Below are 24,873 nucleotides of genomic sequence, written 5' to 3'. Positions count from 1 at the left end.
GACGCAACGCCAAACCCCATTGACGCGCGCGGCGCCGATTACAATACGGTCCATGACTCAAACTGTGCTCCTTGCCCTCGATACCTCGACCGAATTCTGTTCGGTCGCGCTGCTGTCCGTTCCCGTCGACGCCGCTCAGACTGGCGCCGCACCCCGGCTCTGGGTTCGCCACGAACTGACCGGCGCGGTCTCCAGCACGCGGCTGCTGCCCGCCATCGGCGAGCTGTTCGACGAAGCCGGCCTGACGCTCGCGGCTTGCGACGCCATCGCGTTCGGCTCCGGTCCCGGATCGTTCACGGGCCTGCGTACCGCGACCGGCGTCGCTCAAGGCCTCGCGTTCGGCCTGAACCTGCCGGTCGTGCCGGTCAGCACGCTGCTGGCCTGCGCGGAGAGCGCGCGTCTGCGCGATCCGGCCGCGACGCGCGTGCTCGCCGCGCTCGACGCCCGCATGGACGAAATCTACTGGGCCGACTTCGCGTGGGACGAGGCGCAGCAGGAATGGCGCACCGTTCAGGCGGCCTCGCTCGACGCGCCAGAGCGGCTGGTGCTGCCCGACACGCCGTTCACGCTTGTCGGCAACGCCGCCGCGGCGTTCGGCGCGCGGCTGCCAGCAGTGGCCGCCGCGCGTACGGTCGACGGCGAAGCGCTGCCGCATGCGCTGCCGCTCGCACACGCGGCGCTGCGCGCATTGCGCGCCGGCCGCACCGTGGCCGCCGACGAGGCCGCGCCGGAATACGTGCGCGACAAGGTGGCGCAGACCACGGCCGAGCGTATGGCAGAGAAAGCCGACAAGGCTGAAAAGGCCGCGAGGGCAGAACGGGACGCGGGACTCGCACAGAGCCCGCAGGAGGTCCACGACGGCGCAGCCCAGCCCGCGCCCGCGCACGGCGCATCTCATGGCGAGGGCCGGCAATGAGCGGCGTGTTGCTCGCGGACCGCTACATGTCGCCGATGACCGAAGGCGATCTGGACGAGGTCGCCGCTATCGAAAAGATCGCGTATGAGTTTCCGTGGAGCCGGGGCAATTTCGGCGACTCTCTGCGCAACGGCTATTTCGGCGTCTGCCTGCGGCACGTGACCGGCACGCTGATCGGCTACTGCGTGCTGATGCCGGTCGTCGATGAAATGCATCTGCTCAACCTGTGCGTCACGCCCAGCGCGCAAGGTGCCGGCGCCGGCCTCGCGCTGCTGCGCGAGGCGGTGCGCATCACGCATGCGGAAAAACTCGATGGCCTGCTGCTCGAAGTGCGGCCGTCGAATCATCGGGCGATCCGGCTGTACGAACGCTTCGGCTTCGCATCGATCGGCCGGCGTAAAAACTATTATCCGGCGCGGCATCGCAGCCGGGAGGACGCCATCGTGATGCGTTTCTCGTTTGCCACGGAGGGCGCAGATGGCGCTGCATGAATCGGTACTGCAGGAGTTCGGCCTGACGACGCTGTGGGTGCGCCGCGGGATGGCGGTAAAGCCGCAGGTCGAAGGCGCCGGGCCGGGTGCGGAGGCGCTGACCCCCCACCCGGGGCAGCGCGACGATGGGCGCGGGGCGGTGGGGGCAGCGTCGGTGCCGCTCGCGCAGGATGCGCAGCGCCCAGCTATCCGTACGGGCGAGACACAGCAAACCGGGCGTGCGCAGATGTCGGGCGAGCACCGTGCGCCGCTTCGCGGCGAGCAGGCGGGCCCGTCGGCCGGAGCCCGCGAGCGGTTCGATGATCGCGCCGCTTCGGCGGATGCGAACGAGCCGTCGCGAGCCACGCAGCAGAGCGAGGGCGGTGAGCGTCGGATGCAGCCCGCTCACGATGTCGCGCAGGACCGGCAATCAACGCCCGTGGACGCGCGTCAACAGCCGTATACAGCGGGCGAATCCGCCCAGCAGGCTCAGCAGGCGCGCTCCCCGGAGCCGCCGCCATTCGATGTCCCGCCCGACGACGATTTCGCATGGTTCGACGGCCTGCCAGCGCACGCTCCGTCGGAAGCCCGCCGCGAAGCGCCCGAACTGCCGCCCGTTCACACGCTCGACTGGGACGCGCTGAGCGAGCGCGTCGCCGAATGCCGGCTGTGCCGCCTGTGCGAGAAGCGCACGAACACCGTTTTCGGCGTCGGCGATCGCGCCGCGGACTGGATGCTGATCGGCGAAGCGCCCGGCGAGAACGAAGACCGACTCGGCGAGCCGTTCGTCGGTCAGGCCGGCAAGCTGCTCGACAACATGCTGCATTCGCTGGCGCTCGCGCGCGACACCAACGTCTATATAGCCAACGTGATCAAATGCCGGCCGCCTGGCAACCGCAATCCAGAACCGGACGAAGTTCTGCGGTGCGAGCCGTATCTGCAACGTCAGGTGGGGCTGGTCAAGCCGAAGCTGATCGTCGCGATGGGCCGCTTCGCCGCGCAGAGTCTGCTCAAGACCGACGCGAGCATTTCGTCGCTGCGTGGTCGCGTGCACGAGTACGAAGGCGTCCCGGTGATCGTCACCTATCACCCTGCGTATCTGCTGCGCCGCCTGCCCGACAAGGCAAAGGCCTGGGCCGACCTGTGTCTCGCGCGCGATACGTGGCGCGCGGCGGGCGGCGCGCCGTCGAACACGGTGAAGTGATGGCCGTCGATGGACCGGCGGCGCATGTCGCCGCCGCGCGGGGCAACCATGCCACGCTCCTCGAAACGTTGCTCCGCACCTTGCGCGACCCGGCCGTGCGCGACCTCGCGTGGCTGTTGCTGAGCGCCGACCTGCTGAGCGCGCAAGCGCCGATCGGCGCGCTCGCGAATCCTTTCGATACCCCGCAGGAGCTTCACGCAGGCGTCGACTGGCTTTGCGCACTCGATGCCGCGCCGCAGCCGCTGCATCGTGACCTCGCGGCGACGCGCATCACGCGTCTTGGCCGCTACGCGGAACGGCTGCTCGGCTGGTTCCTGCAAAACGGGCCGGCGGCGCGGCTGGTCGCGGCCGGCGTGCCGTTGCGGCGCGCCGGCGTCACGCTCGGCGAATGCGATTTTCTTGTGGAGTCGCGGCAGGGCGCGCGGCTGCATTGGGAGTTGGCGGTGAAGTGTTATCTGCATGCGGGCGACGCGCGCGGGCAGGGGCAGGAAGCCGCGCAAACGGACGCGCGCCTGGCAAATTATGTCGGGCCGAATCTGAAAGACCGCTTCGATCTCAAACTCGCGCATCTGCTGAACCATCAATTGCCGTTGAGCGCGCGCGAAGAGTTCGCGTCGCTCGGTTACGCGGGACCGTGGACGGCCGAGATGTTCGTTAAAGGCTGGCTGTTTTACCGGCATGGCGAGAGGCCGGCGGACCCCGTCGAGCTCAATCCGTCGCATGGCCGCGGCTGGTGGGTCACGTGCAGCGATTGGCCGGCGTTCGCGGCGGCGCAGGCGCAAAAGTGGCGGCAGTTGCCGCGGCTGGAATGGCTTGCGCCGAGGCGCGTTGCGCTTGAGAGCGAGCCGGCTGGGAGCGAGCCCGTGGGATCGCTTTGGGTCGATGCGCAAACGCTTGCGGCGCAGATTTCACCCCTGTGTGGACCGGCGATGGTCGCCGCTCTTGTCGAGGATCGCGCAGGTTATCTGATCGAACACTCGCGCGGTTTCATCGTGCCGGACGAGTGGCCGGATCAGGCATGGAACTACGCGCGGAAGTAGTGGAGTGTTAGGCGGTACGACGCAGTCGCGCCCGGCATAAAGAGGCATGCGGTACGATCTCACCGCTCGCCAGTGACGATTGGTTTGGAACGCTTCCGCGGGTTTCACCGTGCCGCACGAGTGGCCGGAGAAAGTGCGGCACGACGCGCGGCGTACGGGGAGCAGCAGGCGGTACGACATACCCGCTCGTCGTAACGTGAGCCACGTCACGATCCCACCGCGTATCGCCGATCAGTTGATCGAACGCTCGCGCGGCTTCAGCGTGCCAAAACGTAGGTTCCGCCTTGGCGCAAAAACCCCACAGCGCAGCAGCGAAACGCGGCAGACACGCAACGACGCCACCTACACCCAGCCCCTCACCACCACCGATAAAAGTGATGCACCGGCCCGACGCCGCCGCCGACATCGAGCCGATCACTCGCCTGCAACGCACCCGTCAAATAAACCTTCGCATCGGCCACCGCGCTCGCCAGATCGCCGCGTTGCGGAATCAGCGCCGCAATGGCCGACGACAGCGTGCAACCGGTCCCGTGCGTATTTTTCACCGGCACGCGCGGGCCGCCCAGGCGCAATGTGCCACTGTCCTGCACCAGCCAGTCGGGACTGTCCGCTGCGCTCAGATGGCCGCCCTTCATCAGCACCGCGCGTGCGCCGAGCGCGCGCAGCGCTTCGCCTTGCTCGACCATACCGGTTTCGTCGGTGGCCTGCTGCACGCCGAGCAGCGCGGCGGCTTCGGGCAGATTGGGCGTCAGCAGATCTGCGAGCGGCAGCAATTCGTCGCGCACCGCAGCGACCGCATCGGGCAGCAGCAATGCATGATTGCTCTTCGAGATCATCACAGTGTCGAGCACGACGTGCTTCGGCTTGTGACGACGCAGCGCATCGGCGACCGCGCGGGCGATCGGCGCGTTCGCCAGCATGCCGATCTTCACGGCGTCGATGCGGATGTCGTCGAACACCGCGTCGAGTTGTGCGGTAATGAAGGCCGGGTCCGGCGCGTGAATCGCGGTGACGCCACGCGTATTCTGCGCGGTGAGCGCGGTGATCACGCTTGCACCATAGGCGCCGAGCGCCGAGAAAGCCTTGAGATCGGCCTGAATGCCGGCACCGCCGCCCGAGTCGGAACCGGCGATCGTCAGCACATTGGGAATCGTTTGCGTCATGGTCAAGCGAGGAAGAAGGAAGGCGCGGGCACGTTCGTGAGCAGCGGCCCGCGGCAAGCTCAGTGCTTGGCTTCGCCGATCAGCGCGACCGAGTCGAATGCGCGCTGGTTGGCCTGGTGGCGCCGCATCACGAGCCACATCATCAGGCACACGAAGGTGCCGAACAGCACGATCACCGCGGTGACCGGCACGTCGAGCCACACCAGCACCGCGTACAGGCACAGCATGATGAGCACCGAGAGATTTTCGTTGAAGTTCTGCACGGCGATCGAGTGACCCGCCGACAGCAGGACGTGGCCGCGATGCTGCAGCAGCGCATTCATCGGCACGACGAAAAAGCCCGACAGGCCGCCGACCACCATCAGGAAGATATACGCGAAGATCAGGTAGCCCGGTATATGCATGCGGCCTATCCGGAAGCCCCAATGCGCGGGGAACAGGTCGCGCGTGTAGAACGCCATCAGCATCACGGCGATCCCCATCATGATGCCGACCGGCAGCACCGACAGCGACTTCTTCAACGGCACGCGCGAGGCCGCGAAGATCGCGCCGCCCGCCACGCCGACGGCCACCACCGCCTGCAAGATCGCCGCCTCGGAGAGCGACATGTTCAGCGACACTTCGGCCCACTTCAGCACGATGAATTGCAGCGTCGCGCCGGCGCCCCAGAACAGCGTCGTGACCGCGAGCGAAATCTGGCCGAGTTTGTCGCGCCACAGCACGAGAAAGCAGTCGGCGAAATCGGTGATGAGTTTGATCGGGCCGCGTTCCTGTTTCGGATAACGCGCGCCCGTGTCCGGAATGCGCAGATTGAACAGCGCCGCGACGACGTAGAGGCCCATGATCACCAGCATCGCCGCTTCGGCGGGCGTGTTGACGGTGGGGATGTGCTGCCGCAGGATCGGCGCGGCAATGTGCGGACTGATCAGCGCGCCGCCGAGCACGGTGCCGAGAATGATCGAGCCGACCGTGGTACCTTCGATCCAGCCGTTCGCGGCGACCAGCCGGTCAGGCGGCAGCAGTTCGGTGAGAATGCCGTATTTGGCGGGTGAGTACGCCGCCGCGCCGAAGCCGACGATGCCGTACGCAATCAGCGGATGCGCGCCGACCAGCATCGTGATGCAACCGAGGACCTTGATGGTGTTGGTGACGAACATCACGCGTCCTTTCGGACGGGAGTCGGCGAAGGCGCCCACGAACGCGGCGAGAACGACGTACGACAGCACAAAAAACAGCTTGAGCAGCGGCGTCATCCAGTTCGGAGCGTGAAGATCTTTCAGCAGTGCGATAGCAGCGATCAGAAGCGCATTGTCGGCCAGCGACGAAAAAAACTGCGCGGCCATGATGGTGTAAAAACCTTTTTTCATCTGATGCGATGCTGTCCTCGCTGCGGTCTGTCCGCCCCGGCCGTTTGCAATACGTCCGGGCTTATGCCGTTCGAAATGGGTTGTGCGCACGGCTTTATATCACGAAAATAGATGAATTCGGACTAGCAGAATCCTTGATCGCACCGCCCAGCGGACTGCCGCGCGTTGAAAACGCCCAGTAAGCCGCTGATTCGCAAGCGTCTTTACGAAAATATCCCATGCCGCGCCCCCTCTCAGCCACGATTCATACCGCCGCCCTTGCCAATAATCTTGCAGTCGCGCGACGCTACGCGCCAAAGTCCAAAATATGGGCCGTCGTCAAGGCGAACGCATATGGGCATGGCCTTGCGCGAGTGTTTCCCGGCTTGCGCGCAACCGACGGCTTCGGATTGCTGGACCTCGAAGAAGCCGTGAAGTTGCGTGAATTGGGCTGGGCTGGGCCGATTCTTCTGCTCGAAGGCTTCTTCCGTCCAACCGATATCGACGTGATCGACCGCTATAGCCTGACGACCGCGCTGCATTCGGACGAACAGTTGCGCATGCTCGAAATGGCGCGCCTGTCCAAGCCCGTCAACATCCAGTTGAAGATGAACACCGGCATGAACCGGCTCGGCTACACGGTGGAGAAATTCCGCGCCGCGTGGGAGCGGGCGCGCGCCTGCCAGGGCGTCGGCCAGATCACGCTGATGACCCATTTCTCGGATGCCGACGGCGAGCGCGGCATCGCGTATCAGATGGAAGCGTTCGAGCGCGGCGCGCAAGGCATCGCGGGCGCGCGCAGCCTCGCCAATTCGGCCGCCACGCTGTGGCATCCGGGCGCGCATTTCGACTGGGTGCGCCCGGGCATCATCCTGTACGGCGCGTCGCCGTCGGGCGTGACAGCCGCGATCGAAAGCACCGGGCTGCAGCCGGCGATGACGCTCGCCTCGGAACTGATCGCCGTGCAGATGCTCAATGAAGGCAGCACCGTCGGCTACGGCTCGGCGTTCAAGGCGCGCGGCGCGATGCGTATCGGCGTGGTCGCGTGCGGCTATGCGGACGGCTATCCGCGGGTCGCGCCGGAAGGCACGCCGGTGATCGTCGAGGGCGTGCGCACGCGGGTCGTCGGACGCGTGTCGATGGACATGCTCACGGTCGACCTCACGCCGGTGCCGAGCGCCAACGTCGGCTCGCGCGTCGAGTTGTGGGGCAACGCGCTGCCGATCGACGACGTCGCGCAGGCGTGCGGCACGATTGGCTACGAGCTGATGTGCGCGGTGGCGCCGCGTGTGCCGGTGCGGGCGGAGTAGGGCGCGCGCAGCAGCGGGCAAACTGACAGGCGGAGTGAGCGGCGCAGTCGCGCCCGGCGTAGCGAGGCAGGTAGTGCGCGGCGCGAGGCCATCGCGGGTGGCAGCGCCAGTTCGCGCCTCGCGATGAGCTTTCCCGGATGGCGTCGCGCTTCGCTTTTTGCGTCGCCGGCTGCGTCGGAATTTGCGCTGTTGCGCGCACCGCTAACGGACTGCTTGTTGCTCCGTATTTTGCGTCGCTCAGCATGTCGCTGCATGTCGTCGCGTTCGCCGCCACAGTTGGCGTCTGGCGCGCAAACGGCCATTAACCGCGCCCGTGCATCAACCCGATCAATCCCAAGAACAGCAATACAGGCAATCACGCGTGGCTAAACCGAAGACGTTGTACATCTGCAGTGAATGCGGCGGGCAATCGCCGAAATGGGCCGGCCAGTGCCCGTCATGCAATGCGTGGAACACGCTGGTCGAATCGGTCGCCGAAGCGCCGTCCACGCATCGCTTCCAGTCGCTCGCGAAGAGCGCGCCGGTGCGCCGTCTCGCCGATATCGATGCGTCCGACGTGCCGCGTTTTTCCACCGGCGTCAGCGAGTTCGACCGCGTGCTCGGCGGCGGTCTGGTGCCGGGCGGGGTGGTGCTGATCGGCGGCGATCCGGGCATCGGCAAATCGACGCTGCTGCTGCAATCGCTCGCGGAAATCGCCGCCGACAAACGCGCGCTTTACATCAGCGGTGAAGAGTCGGCCGCGCAGATTGCGTTGCGCGCGCAGCGGCTCTCGTTGCTGGAACCTGGCTCGAAGGCGAGCGAGCTGCAATTGCTCGCGGAAATCCAGCTCGAAAAAATCCAGGCGACGATCGCCGACCAGCGGCCTGACGTCGCGGTGATCGACTCGATCCAGACGGTCTATTCCGACGCGCTGACCTCCGCGCCGGGCTCAGTCGCGCAGGTGCGCGAGTGTGCGGCGCAATTGACACGCATCGCCAAGCAGTCGGGCACCACGATCATCATGGTCGGCCACGTGACCAAGGAAGGCGCGCTGGCAGGCCCGCGCGTGCTGGAGCACATCGTCGATACGGTGTTGTACTTCGAGGGCGACACGCATTCGTCGTACCGCCTCGTGCGCGCGATCAAAAACCGCTTCGGCGCGGTCAACGAGCTCGGCGTGTTCGCGATGACCGAGCGCGGCCTGCGCGGCGTGGCGAATCCGTCGGCGCTGTTTCTGTCGCAGCACGAGCAGTCGGTGCCGGGCTCCTGCGTGCTGGTGACCCAGGAGGGCACGCGGCCGCTGCTGGTCGAAGTGCAGGCGCTGGTGGACGCGGCCAACGCGCCGAATCCGCGCCGGCTCGCGGTCGGTCTCGAACAGAACCGGCTCGCGATGCTGCTGGCCGTGCTGCATCGGCATGCGGGGATCGCGTGCTTCGATCAGGACGTGTTTCTGAACGCGGTCGGCGGCGTGAAGATCACCGAACCCGCCGCCGATCTGGCCGTGCTGCTCGCAATCCATTCGTCGATGCGCAACAAGCCGCTGCCCAAGGGACTCGTGGTGTTCGGCGAAGTCGGCCTCGCCGGCGAGATCCGGCCGTCGCCGCGCGGCCAGGAGCGGCTCAAGGAAGCGGCCAAACTGGGCTTCTCGGTCGCGGTCATTCCGAAGGCCAACGCGCCGAAACTGCCGATCGAAGGCTTACAGGTCGTTGCGGTCGAACGGATCGAACAGGCGATCGACCGGGTCCGCACGCTCGAATAGACGGGAGCGCGGCGCATGAGGGCAGCAAGCGCGCCGTAATGCGCCGTAAATATCCCCGCATTGTCTGTAACCTGAATGGCATTTCTTTTTTCTAAGCTGCGAGGGCAACCATCCCTTCTGATGCTCGACAAAGGATCGCGCCTTGAAACAGTCAATTGAAACCGTCGCCGAGCAGCCGATACAGGTGCGCGGCTGCCGCGTGTCGGCACCGATTCGCCAGCCATGGGGCGACGCGTGCCGCATCGTCGAGTGGATCGACACGGCGGGACAGATATCGCGGCGCGTAGTGGCCGAGGACGCGACGGCCGCCGAGGTTCGCGCCACGATCAACCGTCACGTCGAAGGCCGTAAGCACCTGCTGTACGACGATGAAAAGACGCCACGCCAGACGTTGCCGCGGCAGACGGCTGTGCGGCGCTGAGGGTAGGGTCCGAGCAGCAAACGTTCCTCGCAGTAAGTCCTTCGCTGTCAGAGCCGCATCAGCTGAAAGCAGCGCAGCGAAGCCGTAGTTACGCGGACGTCATCCGTTCAGGCCATCGGCGGTGTCTGCATCATCCGCATCGCTTTCGGCCTGCGCCGCATACGCCTGCGGATCGAACAGCGGATGCCGCGCCGCTTCGGCCGCCGTCAGCACCGGCGACACACAGCAGTCGAGCGGCTCCAGCAGCAGCACCCAATCCGCCAGCGTACGCGTGCCGATCATGTCGGCCAACTCCTGCGTGAGCGCGTTCGCGTCCGGGCCGCCGATCGCCTGGCCAAGGCTCCAGTGGCGTGTCGCCCACTCGGGCCGGTCGAGCGCCATGCACAAGGTTTCCCAGAATTTCAGTTCGAGTGCGCCGACCGCGAGCCAGCGCTGATCCAGTGTGCGGTAAAGGTTGTAGCACGGCACGCCGCCGTTCAGCAGACCGGCGCCTGGGGCCGGCGCAGCGCCTTCGTTGGCGAGCGCGACTTGCGCGACGATGTTGTGCGCATGCGTGACATGCGTCATCGAGACGTCGAGGAAGCGGCCCTCGCCGCCGCGCGACACATGCCATAGTGCGGCGAGAATCTGCGTGACCGCGCTCAAGGCGCCACCGAGCAGGTCGGCGATCTGGAAATTCGGCAGGATCGGCGTGCCGTCGCAGCTTGCCAGTTGATCGAGCACGCCCGCATAGCCGATGTAGTTCAGATCATGGCCCGCGCGATCGACGAACGGCCCGCTCGCGCCATAGCCGCTGATCGCGCAGTAGACGAGCCGCGGATTGGCCGCGCGCAACGTGGCGTAGCCGATGCCGAGGCGCTCCATCACACCGGGCCGGAAGCTCTCGATCAGCACGTCCGCTTCCGCCGCGAGCGCGCGCAACACGTTGCGTCCCGCTTCGGATTTGAGGTCGAGGCGGGTTTCGCGCTTGCCGCGATTGACCATCCGGTAGAACGCGCCGGGCCGGCCGGCCACGCGGTCGCTCGACGATTGCATCATCGTGCGGGTCGGGTCGCCCGCGCCGGGCGCTTCGATTTTCAGCACGTCGGCGCCGAGCTCGGCGAGCCGTAGCGCGGCCACGGGCCCCGGCAGCAGACGCGTCAGGTCGAGAACGCGCAGCCCCTGCAGCGCGGGCGGCACCGCTGTAGCCGATGACATGGATGATGCTGTCGCGGAAGACAAAGCCAACCTCTCGTCGGTGCCGGCGCGGACCGGAAACTGCGTGCCGCTAGCCGATTTGTTCGAGTTCCTCGTGAGTCTCGAGCCATTCGGCTTCGAGCGTTTCGAGGCGCGCGTTCACATCTGCCTGACGGCGGATCGCCTCCGTCAGTTTGTTCTTCTGCTCGGGCTCGTAGCTGGCCGGATCGACGACGAACGCATCCAGCGCCGCCTTCTCCGTATTGAGCGCGTCCATTTCCTTTTCGATCTTCGTAATGCGGCTGTGCAGCGGCTTCTTCAGATGCGCGAGCTTCTGCCGCGTTTCCGCTTCGAGGCGGCGCTGCTCCTTGCGATTCACGCTGTTATCGGCGCCGCTGTCCGCACCGCCGTTCGCCGTGCCCGCCTTGAGCGCCGCGCGCTGCTCGGCCGCGTGTTGCAGCAGCCAGTCGCGGTAGTCGTCGAGATCGCCGTCGAATTCAGTCAGACGGTGTTTCGCCACCAGCATGAACTGATCGGTAGTGGCACGCAGCAGGTGGCGGTCGTGCGACACCAGAATCAGCGTGCCTTCGAATTGCGCGAGCGCCATGGTCAGCGCGTGACGCGTTTCGAGATCGAGGTGGTTGGTCGGCTCGTCGAGCAACAGCAGGTTGGGCTTCTGCCAGATGATCAGCGCGAGCGCGAGGCGGGCCTTTTCGCCGCCCGAGAAAGGCGCGATCTTCGAGGTCGCCATCTCGCCGGAAAAATTGAAGCTGCCGAGGAAATCGCGCAGTTCCTGCTCGCGCGTGTCCGGCGCGAGGCGCGCGAGGTGCTGCAGCGGGGTGTCGTCCGCGCGCAGCGTTTCGAGCTGATGCTGCGCGAAGTAACCGATGCGCAGCCCCTTGCCTTCGCGCACGTGGCCGCCGAGCGCTTCGAGCGTGCCGGCGAGCGTTTTGATCAGCGTCGACTTGCCCTGGCCGTTCGCGCCGAGCAGGCCGATGCGCTGACCGTTCTGGATCGACAGCATCACGTGATCGACGATCGGAATCTCGACGCCTTCTTCGCCCCGGTAGCCGCAGCGCACCTCCTCCATCACCATCATCGGATTCGGCGCGGAGTCGGGTGCGCGGAACTCGAACGTGAACGGCGACGTTGCATGCGCCGGCGCGATCAGTTCCATCTTTTCCAGCGCCTTCACGCGGCTCTGCGCCTGGCGCGCCTTGGTGGCCTGCGCCTTGAAGCGGTTGATGTAGCTCTGCAGATGCGCGACCGTGCGCTGCTGCTTCTCATACGCGCTCTGTTGCAGCGCGATCTGCTGCGCGCGCAACACTTCGAATTGCGAGTAGTTGCCGCCGTAGCGCTTGATCTGCTGCTGTTCGAGGTGCAGCGTGACGTCGCAGACCGAGTCGAGAAATTCGCGGTCGTGCGAGATCACGATCAGCGTGCCGGCGTAGCGATGCAGCCAGTCTTCGAGCCAGACGATCGCGTCGAGGTCCAGGTGGTTGGTCGGTTCGTCGAGCAGCAGGAGATCGGAGCGGCACATCAGCGCCTGGGCGAGATTCAGCCGCATGCGCCAGCCACCCGAGAAACTGCTGACCGGCTCGCGCGTCTGTTCGAGCGTGAAGCCGAGACCGAGCAGCAACGCTTCGGCGCGCGCGGGCGCGGTGTAGCCGTCGGCGTCCGCGAACGCAGCGTGCGCTTCGCCTTCGGCTGCGCCATCGTGCGCGGCGGAGGCGGCGGCGATGCGCGCCTCGATCGTACGCAACGCGGCGTCGCCGTCGAGCGTGTAGTCGAGCGCGGTCTTGTCCGCGGCGGGCGTTTCCTGTGCGACGTGGGCGATGCGCCAGGTGGGCGGAATGGAAAAATCGCCGCCGTCCGCATGCAGTTCGCCGAGCAGCACGGCAAACAGCGTCGACTTGCCCGCGCCGTTCGCCCCCACGAGGCCGGCCTTTTCGCCGGGGTTGAGGGTGAACGTGGTGTTGTCGAAGAGCGGTTTGGTGCCGCGCGCGAGGCTGAACTGATTAAAGCGGATCACGAAGAGGCCGGCTGAAGAAAACCGCTATTTTAGACTGCCCGGCGTGACACCGGGCGCTCAGTCCGGATCGGCCATTCGGACAACTGTTGTGGCGCGGCTTTTGGCATAGACTGACGGCTTTCACGGGGAGAGCACATGACATCGATTTATTCGTTTTCGGCGCGCACGCTCGGCGGCGAGGAAGTGAGCCTCACGCAGTATCAAGGCAAGGTGTTGCTGATCGTCAATACGGCGAGCGAATGCGGATTCACGCCGCAGTATGCGGGCTTGCAAAAGCTGTATGACGCCTACGCCGCGCGCGGGCTCGCGGTGCTCGGGTTTCCGTGCAACCAGTTCGGCAAGCAGGAACCGGGCGACGCCGCGCAGATCGGCAGTTTCTGCGAAAAGAACTACGGCGTGACCTTCCCAATGTTCGACAAGATCGATGTGAACGGCGCGAACGCTCATCCGCTGTTCCGCTATCTGACGGGCGAGGCGCCGGGTCTGCTGGGGCTTGAAGGAATCAAATGGAATTTCACCAAATTTCTGATCGGCCGGGACGGCAATGTCGTGAAGCGCTATGCGCCGCTCACCAAGCCCGAGGCGATGACAGCGGATATCGAAAAACTGTTGTGAGGCGCTGAGGTCGCGGCACGGCGCCTCCAGCACGCCTAAAGAATCGGTGAAAAAAGCCGCGCCACGTGCATCAGCACGCGCCGCAGCGCGCTTGCGTGCCGGTATTCGTTGCGATCGATTTCGAGCGATTCGGCGAAATCATTCAGCAGCATCGTTTCGACTTCCTGCGCGAAGCCGTGGTCCACGGTCAGCACCATGATCTCGAAGTTCAGCCGGAAAGAGCGGTTGTCGAGATTGGCACTGCCGATCGCGGCAGCCACGCTGTCGATCAGGATGACCTTCTGATGCAGGAAGCCCGGCTGGTAGCGAAAGATGCGGATGCCCGCGCGCAGCGAGTCGTACGCATACAGCTTCGAGGCGGCGAACACCACCAGGTGGTCGCGCCGGCACGGAATCAGGATGCGCACGTCGACGCCGCGCAGCACCGCGAGCCGCAGCGCCGAGAACACGGCTTCGTCCGGCACGAGATAGGGCGTGGTGATCCAGACGCGCTCGCGCGCCGCATTGATCGCTTCGACGAAAAAGAGCGAGCAGGTTTCCTGCTTGTCGGCCGGACCGCTCGGCACGACGAGGCAGTGCATGCCGTCGTTCCCGGCAGGGGCGCCGGGTGCCGCCGCAGGCATATCGAATTCGGGCAACTGTTGCGTGGCCCAGTGCCAGTCCTCGGTGAAGACGAACTGGATGCTCGCGACCGCCGGGCCGCGCACCTCGATATGCGTATCGCGCCACGGCGACAGCGGCGCCCTGCCGCCGAGATATTCGACGCCGACGTTATGGCCGCCGACGAACGCACGCTCACCATCCACCGCAACGATCTTGCGGTGATTGCGAAAGTTCAGTTGCAGGCGGTTGACGAAACGGCGGTTGGTCGCGAACGGATGCATCTCGACACCGCCCGCGCGCAGCGCCGCGACGTAGCGGTGCGGCAGATCGAAGCTGCCGATGCTGTCGTACAGGAAGTAGACGCGCACGCCTTGACTGGCCTTGGCGATCAACGCGTCCTTGAGCATCTCGCCGAGCGCGTCGTCGCGCACGATGAAGAACTGCACGATGACGTAGTGGCGCGCGTTCTCGATTGCTTCGAAGATGGCCTCGAACGTTGCGGCGCCATTCACCAGCGTGCGCACGGAATTGCCCGGTAAAAACGGCATGCCGCCGAGACGCGTGAGCGAATGCGCGAACCTGCCGCCGAGTTGCTGCGTCGGCAATCCCGCCGACGAAGCCTGCGTGTCCCATTCCGGTGGATGCGCACGCGTGCGCAGCAGTTCGTTTTCGACGCGGCGCGCGTCCGCATAGCCGGCGAACTTGCTGCGGCCGAGGAAGAGATACGGAACCAGCGTCAGATAAGGCATCGCGACCAACGACACGGCCCACGCGATCGCCCCTTGCGACGTACGGGTGTTGAGAATCGCGTGACACGCCGCAATCGCCCCGAGGATGTGGGCGAGAGCAACCAGTGGGCCGACATGAAGCAGGTCGAATTGCATAAGCTCGCGAAGAGTTGGCGAAGCGGCGCGGCGCCACCTGCATCGCGCCTACACCACTGGCCGACGGAACCTCAGACCGGCAGATCCGCCGCCTGAATCAGAAACACGTTGTTGTCGCCGGCGCTGGTCGACAGCCACACGAGATCCAGACCGCCGAACGCCGCTTCGACGTGCGCGCGCTCGTTGCCGATCTCGACCACCAGCACGCCGTCTTCGGTCAGCCAGTTGCGCGCCTCGGCGATGATCCGGCGCACGATGTCCATGCCGTCCGCGCCGCCCGCGAGCGCCATGTCCGGCTCGTGCTTGTATTCGGCGGGCAGTTCCTGCATGGACGCCGCGTTCACGTACGGCGGATTGCTGATGATCACGTCGTAGCGGCGTTCGGCGAGCGGCGCATACAGATCGCCTTCGAACAGCGCGATGCGGTCCTCGAGCTTGTAGTCCGTCACGTTGCGCGTCGCGACTTCGAGCGCCGGCGCCGACAGGTCCACCGCGTCGATATCCGCGTTCGGGAAGGCATGCGCCGCGAGAATCGCGAGGCAACCGGAGCCGGTGCACAGCTCCAGCACCGCGCTCACCTGTTCGGGATCTTCCACGTACGGCTGCAGGCCGTCCTGCAGCAATTCGCCGATGAACGAACGCGGCACGATTACGCGCTCATCGACGTGAAAGCGAAAGCCGTGCATCCACGCTTCCTGCGTGATGTACGCGGCCGGCACGCGATCGGCGGCGCGGCGCTCGATCACGTTCAGCACGGCGTCGATCTCGGCCGCACTCAGGCGTGCGTCGAGGAACGGATCGAGCAGATCGAGCGGCAGATGCAGCGTATGCAGGATCAGGTAGGCGGCTTCGTCGTACGCGTTGGCCGAACCGTGGCCGAACGACAGCTCGGCCTGGTTGAAGCGCGACACCGCGAAACGCAGCAGGTCGCGGACAGTGGAAAACGGGAGCGTCATCGCGAATAGTCCTTGGTCAGGCGATCAGTTGTTCGAGCACGCGGCGATACACGTTCTTCAGCGGCTCGATGTGTGCGATTTCGATATGTTCGTCGATCTTGTGGATGCTGGCGTTCAGCGGGCCGAATTCGATCACCTGCTCGCAGATGCGCGCGATGAAGCGGCCGTCCGACGTGCCGCCGGTGGTCGACAGTTCGGTGGCCACGCCGGTCTCGTCTTTGATCGCCTTCGCGAGCGCGTTCGACAACTCGCCGCGCGGCGTCAGGAACGGCAGACCGCTCACGTTCCACTGCAGATCGTAGTCGAGGCCGTGTTTGTCGAGGATCGCATGCACGCGAGTCTGCAAACCTTCGACGGTGCTGGCCGTCGAAAAGCGGAAGTTGAACATCACGTCCGCGTGGCCGGGGATCACGTTGGTCGCACCGGTGCCGCTGTGAATGTTCGACACCTGCCACGTGGTGGGCGGGAAGTATTCGTTGCCTTCGTCCCAGCGTTCCGCTACCAGCTCGGCGAGCGCAGGCGCAAGCAGATGCACCGGATTTTTCGCCAGATGGGGATACGCGATGTGGCCTTGCACGCCCTTGACGATCAGCTTGCCCGACATCGAACCGCGCCGGCCGTTCTTCACCATGTCGCCGAACTGCGCGCTCGACGTCGGTTCGCCGACGATGCAGTAGTCCATGCGCTCGCCGCGCGCCTGCAGCGCTTCGACGACCTTGACGGTGCCGTCGGTGGCCGGGCCTTCTTCGTCGCTCGTGATCAGGAACGCGATCGAGCCGCGATGCGCGGGGTGCGCCGCGACGAATTCCTCGCTCGCCACCACGAAGCCCGCGATCGACGTCTTCATGTCCGCCGCGCCGCGGCCGTACAGCTTGCCGTCGCGCCGGGTCGGCTCGAACGGCGCCGAGTGCCACTGTTCGAGCGGGCCGGTCGGCACGACGTCAGTATGTCCTGCGAACGCGAGCAGTTTGCCCTTCGTGCCGTCGACGCCGCGTTTGACGGCCCACAGGTTGGTCACGCCGTTCGATTCGATCGTCTCGTGCTCGAAGCCGAGCGCGGACAGGCGTTCGATCAAAAGGCGCTGGCAATGCTGGTCGTCGGGCGTCACGGACGCACGCGCGATCAGTTGTTCGGTAAGGGCGAGGGTGCCGGACATGGTTTCAGTACAAGCCACTTTGAAATGAAAAAATGCCGGCTGGCGGTTGGACACCGCAGCCGGCAACAGCGTTTGATGCACGCGGCGCGTGCCGCGCTTACCGCTTGCTCTGCTTACTCGTTCTGCGTCTTGCGTTCAGTCACACGCGTCGGATTACGCGAACAGCGCCGCGTACTCGTCCGCGGAAAAACCGAGCGACTTGACGCGCCCGTTGACCACCAGCACCGGCCGCTTGATCACCGACGGCTTGTGGATCATCAACGCGATCGCGCCCGGCTGCGTGTCAGCGGCCGCTTTCATGTCGTCGGACAGACCGCGCCACGTCGTGCCGCGACGGTTCAGCAACGCGTCGAGCTTCACGTCCTTCAGCCAGTCCTGCACGAGCGGCTCGGTCACGCCGGCCTTCTTGAAGTCGTGAAACTCGAACTCGACGCCGTGTTCTTCCAGCCACACGCGGGCCTTCTTGACGGTGTCGCAGTTCGGGATGCCGTAGACGACGGTTTTCGTGCCGCGCGCCATCAATCGCCTCGCAGCAGCTCGTTCAGACCGACCTTCGCGCGCGTTTTGGCGTCGACCTTCTTGACGATCACCGCGCAGTACAGGCTGTGCGAGCCGTCCTTCGAGGGCAGGTTGCCCGCCACCACCACGGAGCCCGCCGGAATGCGGCCGTACGTGACTTCGCCGGTTTCGCGGTCGTAAATCTTGGTGCTCTGGCCGAGGTACACGCCCATCGAGATCACCGAGTTCTCTTCGACGATCACGCCTTCCACCACTTCCGAGCGCGCGCCGATGAAGCAGTTGTCTTCGATGATGACCGGGTTCGCCTGCAGCGGCTCCAGCACGCCGCCAATGCCCACGCCGCCCGACAGGTGCACGTTCTTGCCGATCTGCGCGCACGAACCGACGGTGGCCCACGTGTCGACCATCGTGCCTTCGTCGACGTAAGCGCCGATGTTGGTGTACGACGGCATCAGCACGACGTTCTTCGCGATGAACGAGCCGCGGCGCGCGATGGCGGGCGGCACCACGCGGAAGCCGCCGGCGGCGAAGTCTTCAGCGGTGTAGTTCGCGAATTTCGACGGCACCTTGTCGTAGAACTGGCTGTAGCCGCCGGCCGGCATCGGCGCGTTGTCTTCGAGGCGGAACGACAGCAGCACGGCTTTCTTCAGCCACTGATTGACGACCCAGTCGCCGTCCTTCTTTTCGGCGACGCGCAGCGCGCCCTTGTCCAGTTGCTCGATCGCGTGGGCGACGGCTTCGCGCACTTCGGCCGGAGCGGCCTTCGGCGACAGGTCGGCGCGGTTTTCCCAGGCGGTGTCAATGATCTGCTGAAGTTGTTGCGACATATGCGTGCTTTTCTGAAGAGTTGAAGTCTGAAGAGGGGATGCGATGCACCGGGAGTTCGGTTGCGAGGTGCCGGAGTTCGGGCGGCCTCGCGAAACTCAACCGGCGATCGCGCGGCAAAAATCGACGACCCGCTGCGCGCCCTCGGTGCATTCGTCGACGTCGGCGACGAGCGCGAGGCGCACGAAATTGCGGCCGGGGTTCACGCCGTGCGCGGTACGCGCGAGGAACGAGCCCGGCAGAACCGTCACATTATAGTCGGCGTACAGGCGCTGGGCGAACTCGGTGTCCGACAGACCCGTGCGCGAGACGTCCGCCCACAAGTAGAACGCGGCGTCCGGCAGGCGCACGTCGAGCACTTCCGCGAGCATCGGCGTGACGGTGGAGAACTTCTGCACGTACTTTGCGCGGTTCTCGCGCACGTGAGTTTCGTCGTTCCACGCGGCGATGCTGGCGCTCTGGAACACCGTCGAGAGCGCCGCGCCGTGGTAGGTGCGGTACAGCAGGAAGGCCGTGAGGATGGCCGCGTCGCCGGCGACGAAGCCCGAGCGCATGCCCGGCACGTTCGAACGCTTGGACAGGCTCGACAGCATGACGAGGCGCTCGAAGCCGCGGCCGAGCTTGTGCGCGGCTTCCAGGCCGCCGAGCGGCGGATTCGCTTCGTCGAAATAGATTTCCGAGTAGCACTCGTCCGACGCGATCACGAAACCATAGCGGTCCGACAGCGCGAACAGCTCGCGCCAGTCGTCGAGCGTGAGTACCGCGCCGGTCGGGTTGCCGGGCGAGCAGACGTACAGCAGTTGCGTGCGGGCCCAGATGTCGGCCGGCACCGCCGGGTAGTCGCACGCGAAGTTGCGCGCCGGATCGCTATTGACGAAGTACGGCTGCGCGCCGCCGAGCAGCGCCGCGCCTTCGTAGATTTGGTAGAACGGGTTCGGACAGAGTACGATCGCAGGCTCGCCGCCGGCGTTGCGCTGGGGGTCCAGCACCGTCTGCGCGAGAGCGAACAGCGCCTCGCGCGAACCCGACACCGGCAGCACCTGGGTGGCCGGGTCGAGCGGCGGCAGGTTGTAGCGCTGTGTGACCCAGTTCGCGATCGATTCGCGCAGCGCGGGCGTTCCGAGCGTGGCCGGATACGCGGCGAGGCCGCCGAGCGAGGCCACCACGGCGTCGCGGATCAGCGCGGGCGTCGGATGTTTCGGCTCGCCGATGCCGAAGCTGATGTGCGCAAGGCTGGCGGGCGGCGTAACGTCCTTGAAAAGCACGCGCAGCTTTTCGAACGGGTAGGACTGAAGGGAGTCGAGTAGGGGGTTCACTGGGCGGATCGAGCCTGATCGAAGATGGGCGCAGATGAATGCTGGGAGAAACGCGGCGCGCGCACCGGTGGCGCAGCCCGTTGTAGCGCGGGGCCGACCGGCCGGCAGCGGCGGCAAGCGGATGATTATAGCGTGGCGCGCATGACGCGGCGGACAACGTGGCGGGCGTCGCGAGACGAGTGAAGGGGCGAGCTGGTTGGCAGGCGGTGCGCGGCCATTAAGCAGTCGACAAGCACGGCACGGCGGCGCGCGCCGGCAGTTGCGGCCGCCGCGCCGTGTGGCGCAACAAACCACGCAGCAAACGAAACACGTCGCGCCGGCAAGCAGCGGCGCAACCCGCCAGGCGGCGCAGCGTATGCGTTGCAGCGGGAACGACGCGAGCCGCACACGGTTCGCGCAAGAAAAGAAGCAGGAGCATCAATGTACGCAGCAGTTCAGGAGACAGCCGCACGACGCGGGCGCACACCCGCCGCATGCGTTGACGGCACGACGAGGAGCCCCGCGCGATGACCCACTGGCTTCGCAACGGCTGGCCGACGCTCGCGATCATGCTGGGCGCATCGGTATGGGGGATGATCTGGTATCCGCTGCGCATGCTCGCGGCGCTCGGCGTCACCGGCACCGCGGCAAGCGCGCTGACGAGCGGCGCAGGCTGCCTGTTCGTGCTGCTGGTGCGTCATCGAGCGCTCAAGACGGTGCGCTGGCACTGGCTGCTGCCGGCGCTCGCGCTGGCCGCGGGCATCACCAATCTCGGCTTCGTGTGGGGCTCGATTCATGGCCAGGTGATGCGCGTGCTGCTGCTGTTCTATCTCACTCCGGCGTGGACGGCGCTCTTCGCGCACTTCATCCTGCACGAGCGGCTGACATGGGCGGGCGCGGGCCTCGCGGCGCTGTCGCTGGCCGGCGCGATGACCATGCTGTGGTCGCCGCAACTGGGTATGCCGTTGCCCGGCAATCTCGCCGAATGGGCGGGCCTCGCGGGCGGCATGGGCTTTGCGATGAGCAACGTGCTGATCCTCAAGACGAGCCGCGTGCTGCCGGACATGAAGCCGGAAATGCGCACCGCGACAATCTTCGGCGGCGCGGCGCTCTTTAGCGCTTGCGCGTCGCTGTTCGAAGCGATGCCCGCGCCGCCCACCGGTGCGCATCTGGGCACTGCCGCATGGCTCGTGCTCGGCCTCGGTCTGCTGCTGGCGTCGAACAATATGCTGGTGCAGTACGGGCTTGCGCGCGTGCCGGCCAACCGCGCGTCGATCATCATGCTGTTCGAGATCGTGGTCACCGCGCTGTCCGCGTGGCTGTTCGCCGGCGAGACGCCGGGCCCGCGCGAATGGGCCGGCGGCGTGTGCATCGTGCTGGCGTCGGCGCTGTCGAGTTGGGTGCATCGGAGCAAGGCCGTGCCGCCCGATCCGGCCACCGCGGACGCGAGCCTCGACGACGCGCACGATGCCGGTCGCGGCGACCGTAACGGCGGTAAGAATCGCCCACGCGCGATGGTATGATTGCCCCTCATTGGCCGGCGCATGTCTGACCGCGTGCCGCCGGCGCCCGTGTCGCGAAGGATCGCGGGCTGCTTCGCCTCAATGGCGAACGGCTTACGCAGCCTTCACGAGCCACTTATCATTTTCCCTTTTCAAACAGCGAAATCGCCGTGCGTCTGACCTCGATCAAACTCGCTGGCTTCAAGTCATTCGTCGATCCCACGCATTTCCAGGTTCCGGGCCAGCTGGTTGGCGTGGTGGGACCGAACGGGTGCGGCAAGTCCAACATCATCGATGCCGTGCGCTGGGTGCTCGGCGAATCGCGCGCCTCCGAGCTGCGCGGCGAATCGATGCAGGACGTGATCTTCAATGGCTCGACCGCGCGCAAGCCCGGCAGCCGCGCCAGCGTCGAACTCGTGTTCGACAACGCCGATGGCCGCGCCGCCGGCCAATGGGGCCAGTATGCCGAAATCGCCGTGAAGCGCGTGCTCACGCGCGACGGCACCTCGAGCTACTACATCAACAATCTGCCGGCGCGCCGCCGCGACATCCAGGACATCTTCCTCGGCACCGGCCTCGGGCCGCGCGCGTACGCGATCATCGGGCAGGGCATGATCGCGCGCCTGATCGAGGCGAAGCCCGAAGAGCTGCGCGTGTTCCTCGAAGAAGCCGCCGGCGTGTCGAAGTACAAGGAACGCCGCCGCGAGACCGAGAACCGTTTGCACGACACGCGCGAAAATCTGACGCGGGTCGAGGACATCGTCCGCGAACTGGGGACCAACCTCGAGAAGCTCGAAGGCCAGGCGGTGGTCGCCACGCGCTACAAGGAACTGCAGGCCGACGGCGAAGAGAAGCAGCGTCTGTTGTGGCTGTTGCGCAAGAACGAAGCCGGCAGCGAGCAGGAACGCCAGCAACGCGCGATCGAACAGGCGCAGATCGACCTCGAAGCGCAAACCGCGAAGTTGCGCGAAGTCGAAGCGCAACTCGAAACGCTGCGGGTCGCGCATTATTCCGCGAGCGATGCGATGCAGGGCGCGCAAGGCGCGCTGTACGAGGCGAACTCGGAAGTCAGCCGCCTCGAAGCCGAGATCAAGTTCATCGTCGAATCGCGCAACCGCGTGCAGGCGCAGATCGCCGCGCTGAGCGCGCAGCGCGAGCAGTGGCAGTCGCAAGCCGAAAAGGCGCAGGGCGATATCGAAGACGCCGAAGAGCAATTGGCCGTCGCCGAAGAAAAAGCCGCGCTGGCCGAAGACGAAGCCGCCGCGAAGCACGACGCGATGCCCGCGCTCGAAGCGCGTTGGCGCGACGCGCAGACCGAGCTGAACGCGGAGCGCGGCGGGATCGCGCAGACCGAACAGGCGTTGAAGCTCGAGGCCGCGCATCAGCGCAATGCCGATCAGCAGTTGCAGCAACTGCAGCAGCGTCACGAGCGCCTGAAGCTCGAAGCGGGCGGCCTCGACGCGCCCGACGAAGCGCAGCTCGAAGACCTGCGCATGCAGCTCGCCGAGCACGAAGAGATTCTGCACGACGCGCAGGCGCGTCTGACCGACGCGCAGGAAACGCTGCCGCGTCTGGACGCCGAACGCCGCACCGCGCAGGAGCGCGTGCAGGCCGAAAGCGCCCAGATTCATCAGCTCGACGCACGCCTTGCCGCGCTCAGGCAACTGCAGGAAAACGTCCAGACCGAAGGCAAGATCCAGCCGTGGCTCGACAAGCACGAACTGGGCGGCCTGCCGCGTCTGTGGAAGAAGCTGCACGTCGAAGCCGGTTGGGAAACCGCGCTCGAAGCGGTGTTGCGCGAGCGGCTAGCCGCACTCGAAGTGTCGAATCTCGACTGGGTCAAGGCGTTCGCCACCGACGCACCGCCCGCGAAGCTCGCGTTCTACGCGCCGCCCGTCGCCGGTCAGCCGGCCGCCACGCCGCCCGCTTTGCGGCCGTTGCTGTCGCTCGTGCGCATCGACGACGCGGGCATCCGCGCGGTGCTGACCGACTGGCTGGGGCTCGCCTTCGTCGCGGACGACCTGCAGCAGGCGCTCGGCATGCGCTCGCAATTGCCGGAAGGCGGCTCGTTCGTCGTGAAGGCGGGGCATGTGGTGACGCGCGTCGGCGTGCAGCTGTATGCAGCCGATTCCGAACAGGCCGGCATGCTGGCCCGTCAGCAGGAAATCGAAAACCTCGCGCGCCAGGTGCGCGCGCAGGCCTTGCTCGCCGACGAGGCAAAGGCTGCGGCGATTCGCGCCGAAGCCGCGCACACGCAAGCCGCGCAGGTGCTGACCGACGTGCGTCAGCAGGCCGAACGCGCGACGCAGCGCGTGCACGCCCTGCAGATGGACGTGCTCAAGCTCACCCAGGCGCATGAGCGTTACACGCAGCGCAGCACGCAGATTCGCGAGGAACTCGAAGAGATCACCGCGCAGATCGAAGAGCAGCGCGCGATGCGTGCGGAGTCGGAGGCGAACTTCGAGCGGCACGACGGCGAACTGGCCGAACTGCAGGCGCGTTTCGAAGATCACCAGCTGGCCTTCGAGGCACTCGACGAAGAACTGACCACCGCACGCGGTCAGGCGCGCGACCTCGACCGTGGCGCCACCGATGCGCGCTTCGCCGCTCGCAACATGGCGAACCGTATCGACGAACTGAAGCGCAGCATTCAGGTCGCGCACGAGCAGAGCGAGCGTGTCGCGGCATCGCTGGAAGACGCGCGCGCCGAGTTGGAGACGATCAACGAGCAGACCGCGCACACCGGCCTGCAGGACGCGCTCGACATCCGTTCGGTCAAGGAAGAGGCGCTGCATGCCGCGCGCCTCGAACTGGACGATCTCACCGCCAAGCTGCGCGCCGCCGACGAAACCCGCCTCGCCACCGAGCGCGCGCTGCAACCGCTGCGCGAGCGCATCAACGAATTGCAGTTGAAGGAGCAGGCCGCGCGACTGAACGGCGAGCAGTTCATCGAGCAACTCGCGGCGGCGGGCGTCGACGAGGCCGAACTGCAGGCCAAGCTCACGCCGGACATGAAGCCGTCGTATCTGCAAGGCGAAGTCACGCGTATCAACAATGCAATCGTCGCGCTCGGCCCGGTCAACATGGCCGCGCTCGACGAGCTGAAGGCGGCCACCGAGCGCAAGACGTTCCTCGACGCGCAATCGGCTGACCTGACGAGCGCGATCGAAACGCTCGAAGACGCGATCCGCAAGATCGACGCCGAAACGCGCACGCTGTTGCAAGGCACCTTCGACGAAGTGAACCGTCATTTCGGCGAACTGTTCCCGCGTCTGTTCGGCGGCGGTCAGGCGAAGCTGATCATGACCGGCGACGAGATTCTCGACGCCGGCGTGCAGGTGATGGCGCAGCCTCCGGGCAAGAAGAATTCGACTATTCACCTGCTGTCGGGCGGCGAGAAAGCGTTGACCGCCACCGCGCTGGTGTTCGCGATGTTCCAGCTGAATCCGGCGCCGTTCTGTCTGCTCGACGAAGTGGACGCGCCGCTCGACGACGCCAACACCGAACGTTTCGCGAACCTCGTGCGGGCGATGTCGGACAAAACCCAGTTCCTGTTCATCTCGCACAACAAGATCGCGATGGAAATGGCGCAACAGTTGATCGGTGTGACCATGCAGGAGCAGGGCGTGTCACGCATCGTCGCGGTCGACATGGAAACGGCGGCCGGTTTCGCCCAGAATATCGTTTGAGTTAAAGCCTTCG

At 66.0% G+C, this 24,873-nt stretch carries 20 protein-coding genes; 10 read left to right on the top strand and 10 right to left on the bottom strand.

The genetic code is table 11. The annotated features are described in order from the left end of the window. The first annotated feature begins 52 nt into the window (after nucleotides 1-52). From tsaB to HV770_RS15065, 4 genes are read left to right on the top strand one after another with little or no spacing between them, the layout of a single operon-like run. Complete coding sequence (gene tsaB / locus HV770_RS15080; RefSeq protein ID WP_175160781.1) at nucleotides 53-916, top strand: tRNA (adenosine(37)-N6)-threonylcarbamoyltransferase complex dimerization subunit type 1 TsaB; 864 nt, start codon at nucleotides 53-55, stop codon at nucleotides 914-916. Continuing rightward, the gene (rimI, locus tag HV770_RS15075; protein WP_121317504.1) at nucleotides 913-1,407 is read left to right on the top strand and encodes a ribosomal protein S18-alanine N-acetyltransferase; all 495 of its coding nucleotides are present in this window, start codon (nucleotides 913-915) and stop codon (nucleotides 1,405-1,407) included. The genes tsaB and rimI overlap by 4 nt, the downstream gene beginning before the upstream one ends. Then, on the top strand, nucleotides 1,394-2,590 hold the full coding sequence (locus tag HV770_RS15070) for a uracil-DNA glycosylase (protein WP_175160780.1): 1,197 nt from the start codon (nucleotides 1,394-1,396) through the stop codon (nucleotides 2,588-2,590). The genes rimI and HV770_RS15070 overlap by 14 nt, the downstream gene beginning before the upstream one ends. Further along, nucleotides 2,590-3,630 carry a DUF1853 family protein gene (locus HV770_RS15065; protein WP_175160779.1) on the top strand — a complete coding sequence of 347 codons (1,041 nt, stop codon included), beginning with the start codon at nucleotides 2,590-2,592 and terminating at the stop codon, nucleotides 3,628-3,630. Before HV770_RS15070 ends, HV770_RS15065 begins: the two co-directional genes overlap by 1 nt. 356 nt (nucleotides 3,631-3,986) lie before the next feature. Here HV770_RS15065 and thiD read toward each other — a convergent pair whose 3' ends face one another. Then, entirely contained in the window at nucleotides 3,987-4,793 is an 807-nt protein-coding gene (gene thiD / locus HV770_RS15060; protein WP_175160778.1) for a bifunctional hydroxymethylpyrimidine kinase/phosphomethylpyrimidine kinase, read from the bottom strand. A 59-nt stretch (nucleotides 4,794-4,852) separates the two neighbouring features. After that, nucleotides 4,853-6,160 carry a lysophospholipid transporter LplT gene (lplT, locus tag HV770_RS15055; protein WP_175160776.1) on the bottom strand — a complete coding sequence of 436 codons (1,308 nt, stop codon included), beginning with the start codon at nucleotides 6,158-6,160 and terminating at the stop codon, nucleotides 4,853-4,855. 218 nt (nucleotides 6,161-6,378) lie between these two features. Between lplT and alr the strand changes: the two genes are divergently transcribed. The 3 genes from alr to HV770_RS15040 all read left to right on the top strand — a co-directional run bounded on the left by alr (nucleotide 6,379) and on the right by HV770_RS15040 (nucleotide 9,608). Further along, nucleotides 6,379-7,449, top strand: a complete 1,071-nt coding sequence (gene alr / locus HV770_RS15050) for an alanine racemase (protein WP_175160774.1) — start codon at nucleotides 6,379-6,381, stop codon at nucleotides 7,447-7,449. A 361-nt stretch (nucleotides 7,450-7,810) separates the two neighbouring features. Continuing rightward, nucleotides 7,811-9,187, top strand: a complete 1,377-nt coding sequence (gene radA / locus HV770_RS15045; RefSeq protein ID WP_175160772.1) for a DNA repair protein RadA — start codon at nucleotides 7,811-7,813, stop codon at nucleotides 9,185-9,187. Nucleotides 9,188-9,329: 142 nt separating this feature from the next. Beyond that, nucleotides 9,330-9,608: a DUF2866 domain-containing protein gene (locus tag HV770_RS15040; RefSeq protein ID WP_175160770.1), complete on the top strand. Its 279-nt coding sequence runs from the start codon at nucleotides 9,330-9,332 to the stop codon at nucleotides 9,606-9,608. 99 nt (nucleotides 9,609-9,707) lie between these two features. On the opposite strand, the gene HV770_RS15035 is transcribed toward HV770_RS15040, so the two are convergent. Together HV770_RS15035 and HV770_RS15030 are read right to left on the bottom strand one after the other, a co-directional pair. Next, nucleotides 9,708-10,805, bottom strand: coding sequence for a CaiB/BaiF CoA transferase family protein (locus HV770_RS15035; protein ID WP_175160768.1), 1,098 nt, complete (start codon nucleotides 10,803-10,805; stop codon nucleotides 9,708-9,710). 70 nt (nucleotides 10,806-10,875) lie between these two features. Further along, a complete protein-coding gene (locus HV770_RS15030) occupies nucleotides 10,876-12,816 on the bottom strand; it encodes an ATP-binding cassette domain-containing protein (RefSeq protein ID WP_175160766.1) in 1,941 nt (646 codons plus the stop codon). 135 nt (nucleotides 12,817-12,951) lie between these two features. On the opposite strand from HV770_RS15030, the gene HV770_RS15025 reads away from it, so the two are divergent. Then, the gene (locus tag HV770_RS15025; RefSeq protein ID WP_121317518.1) at nucleotides 12,952-13,431 is read left to right on the top strand and encodes a glutathione peroxidase; all 480 of its coding nucleotides are present in this window, start codon (nucleotides 12,952-12,954) and stop codon (nucleotides 13,429-13,431) included. 35 nt (nucleotides 13,432-13,466) lie between these two features. Here the strand turns inward: HV770_RS15025 and cls are convergent, their stop codons facing one another. From cls to dapC, 6 genes are all read right to left on the bottom strand, one after another. Then, nucleotides 13,467-14,918, bottom strand: coding sequence for a cardiolipin synthase (gene cls, locus HV770_RS15020; RefSeq protein WP_175160764.1), 1,452 nt, complete (start codon nucleotides 14,916-14,918; stop codon nucleotides 13,467-13,469). 71 nt (nucleotides 14,919-14,989) lie between these two features. Beyond that, nucleotides 14,990-15,874 (bottom strand): 50S ribosomal protein L3 N(5)-glutamine methyltransferase, encoded by an 885-nt coding sequence (gene prmB, locus HV770_RS15015; protein ID WP_175160762.1) that lies wholly within the window; start codon nucleotides 15,872-15,874, stop codon nucleotides 14,990-14,992. A gap of 16 nt (nucleotides 15,875-15,890) precedes the next feature. Next, nucleotides 15,891-17,030, bottom strand: a complete 1,140-nt coding sequence (gene dapE / locus HV770_RS15010; protein WP_175160760.1) for a succinyl-diaminopimelate desuccinylase — start codon at nucleotides 17,028-17,030, stop codon at nucleotides 15,891-15,893. Between the two features lie 153 nt (nucleotides 17,031-17,183). Further along, entirely contained in the window at nucleotides 17,184-17,549 is a 366-nt protein-coding gene (locus HV770_RS15005) for an ArsC family reductase (RefSeq protein ID WP_006053008.1), read from the bottom strand. Next, nucleotides 17,549-18,376: a 2,3,4,5-tetrahydropyridine-2,6-dicarboxylate N-succinyltransferase gene (gene dapD, locus HV770_RS15000; RefSeq protein ID WP_149668268.1), complete on the bottom strand. Its 828-nt coding sequence runs from the start codon at nucleotides 18,374-18,376 to the stop codon at nucleotides 17,549-17,551. The genes HV770_RS15005 and dapD overlap by 1 nt, the downstream gene beginning before the upstream one ends. A 96-nt stretch (nucleotides 18,377-18,472) precedes the next feature. Next, nucleotides 18,473-19,690: a succinyldiaminopimelate transaminase gene (dapC, locus tag HV770_RS14995; protein WP_175160758.1), complete on the bottom strand. Its 1,218-nt coding sequence runs from the start codon at nucleotides 19,688-19,690 to the stop codon at nucleotides 18,473-18,475. A gap of 506 nt (nucleotides 19,691-20,196) precedes the next feature. Between dapC and HV770_RS14990 the strand changes: the two genes are divergently transcribed. Both HV770_RS14990 and smc read left to right on the top strand, forming a co-directional pair. After that, nucleotides 20,197-21,192 (top strand): DMT family transporter, encoded by a 996-nt coding sequence (locus HV770_RS14990; protein ID WP_175160756.1) that lies wholly within the window; start codon nucleotides 20,197-20,199, stop codon nucleotides 21,190-21,192. A 149-nt stretch (nucleotides 21,193-21,341) separates the two neighbouring features. Continuing rightward, nucleotides 21,342-24,860, top strand: coding sequence for a chromosome segregation protein SMC (gene smc / locus HV770_RS14985; RefSeq protein WP_175160754.1), 3,519 nt, complete (start codon nucleotides 21,342-21,344; stop codon nucleotides 24,858-24,860). Nucleotides 24,861-24,873: the final 13 nt, after the last annotated feature.

Origin of the sequence: Paraburkholderia fynbosensis, assembly GCF_902859935.1 — a bacterium.
In the GTDB taxonomy this organism is placed as follows: Bacteria; Pseudomonadota; Gammaproteobacteria; order Burkholderiales; family Burkholderiaceae; genus Paraburkholderia; species Paraburkholderia fynbosensis.
Note: the sequence above shows the minus strand (reverse complement) of the source record. Positions and strands in the feature narration are given on the sequence as shown.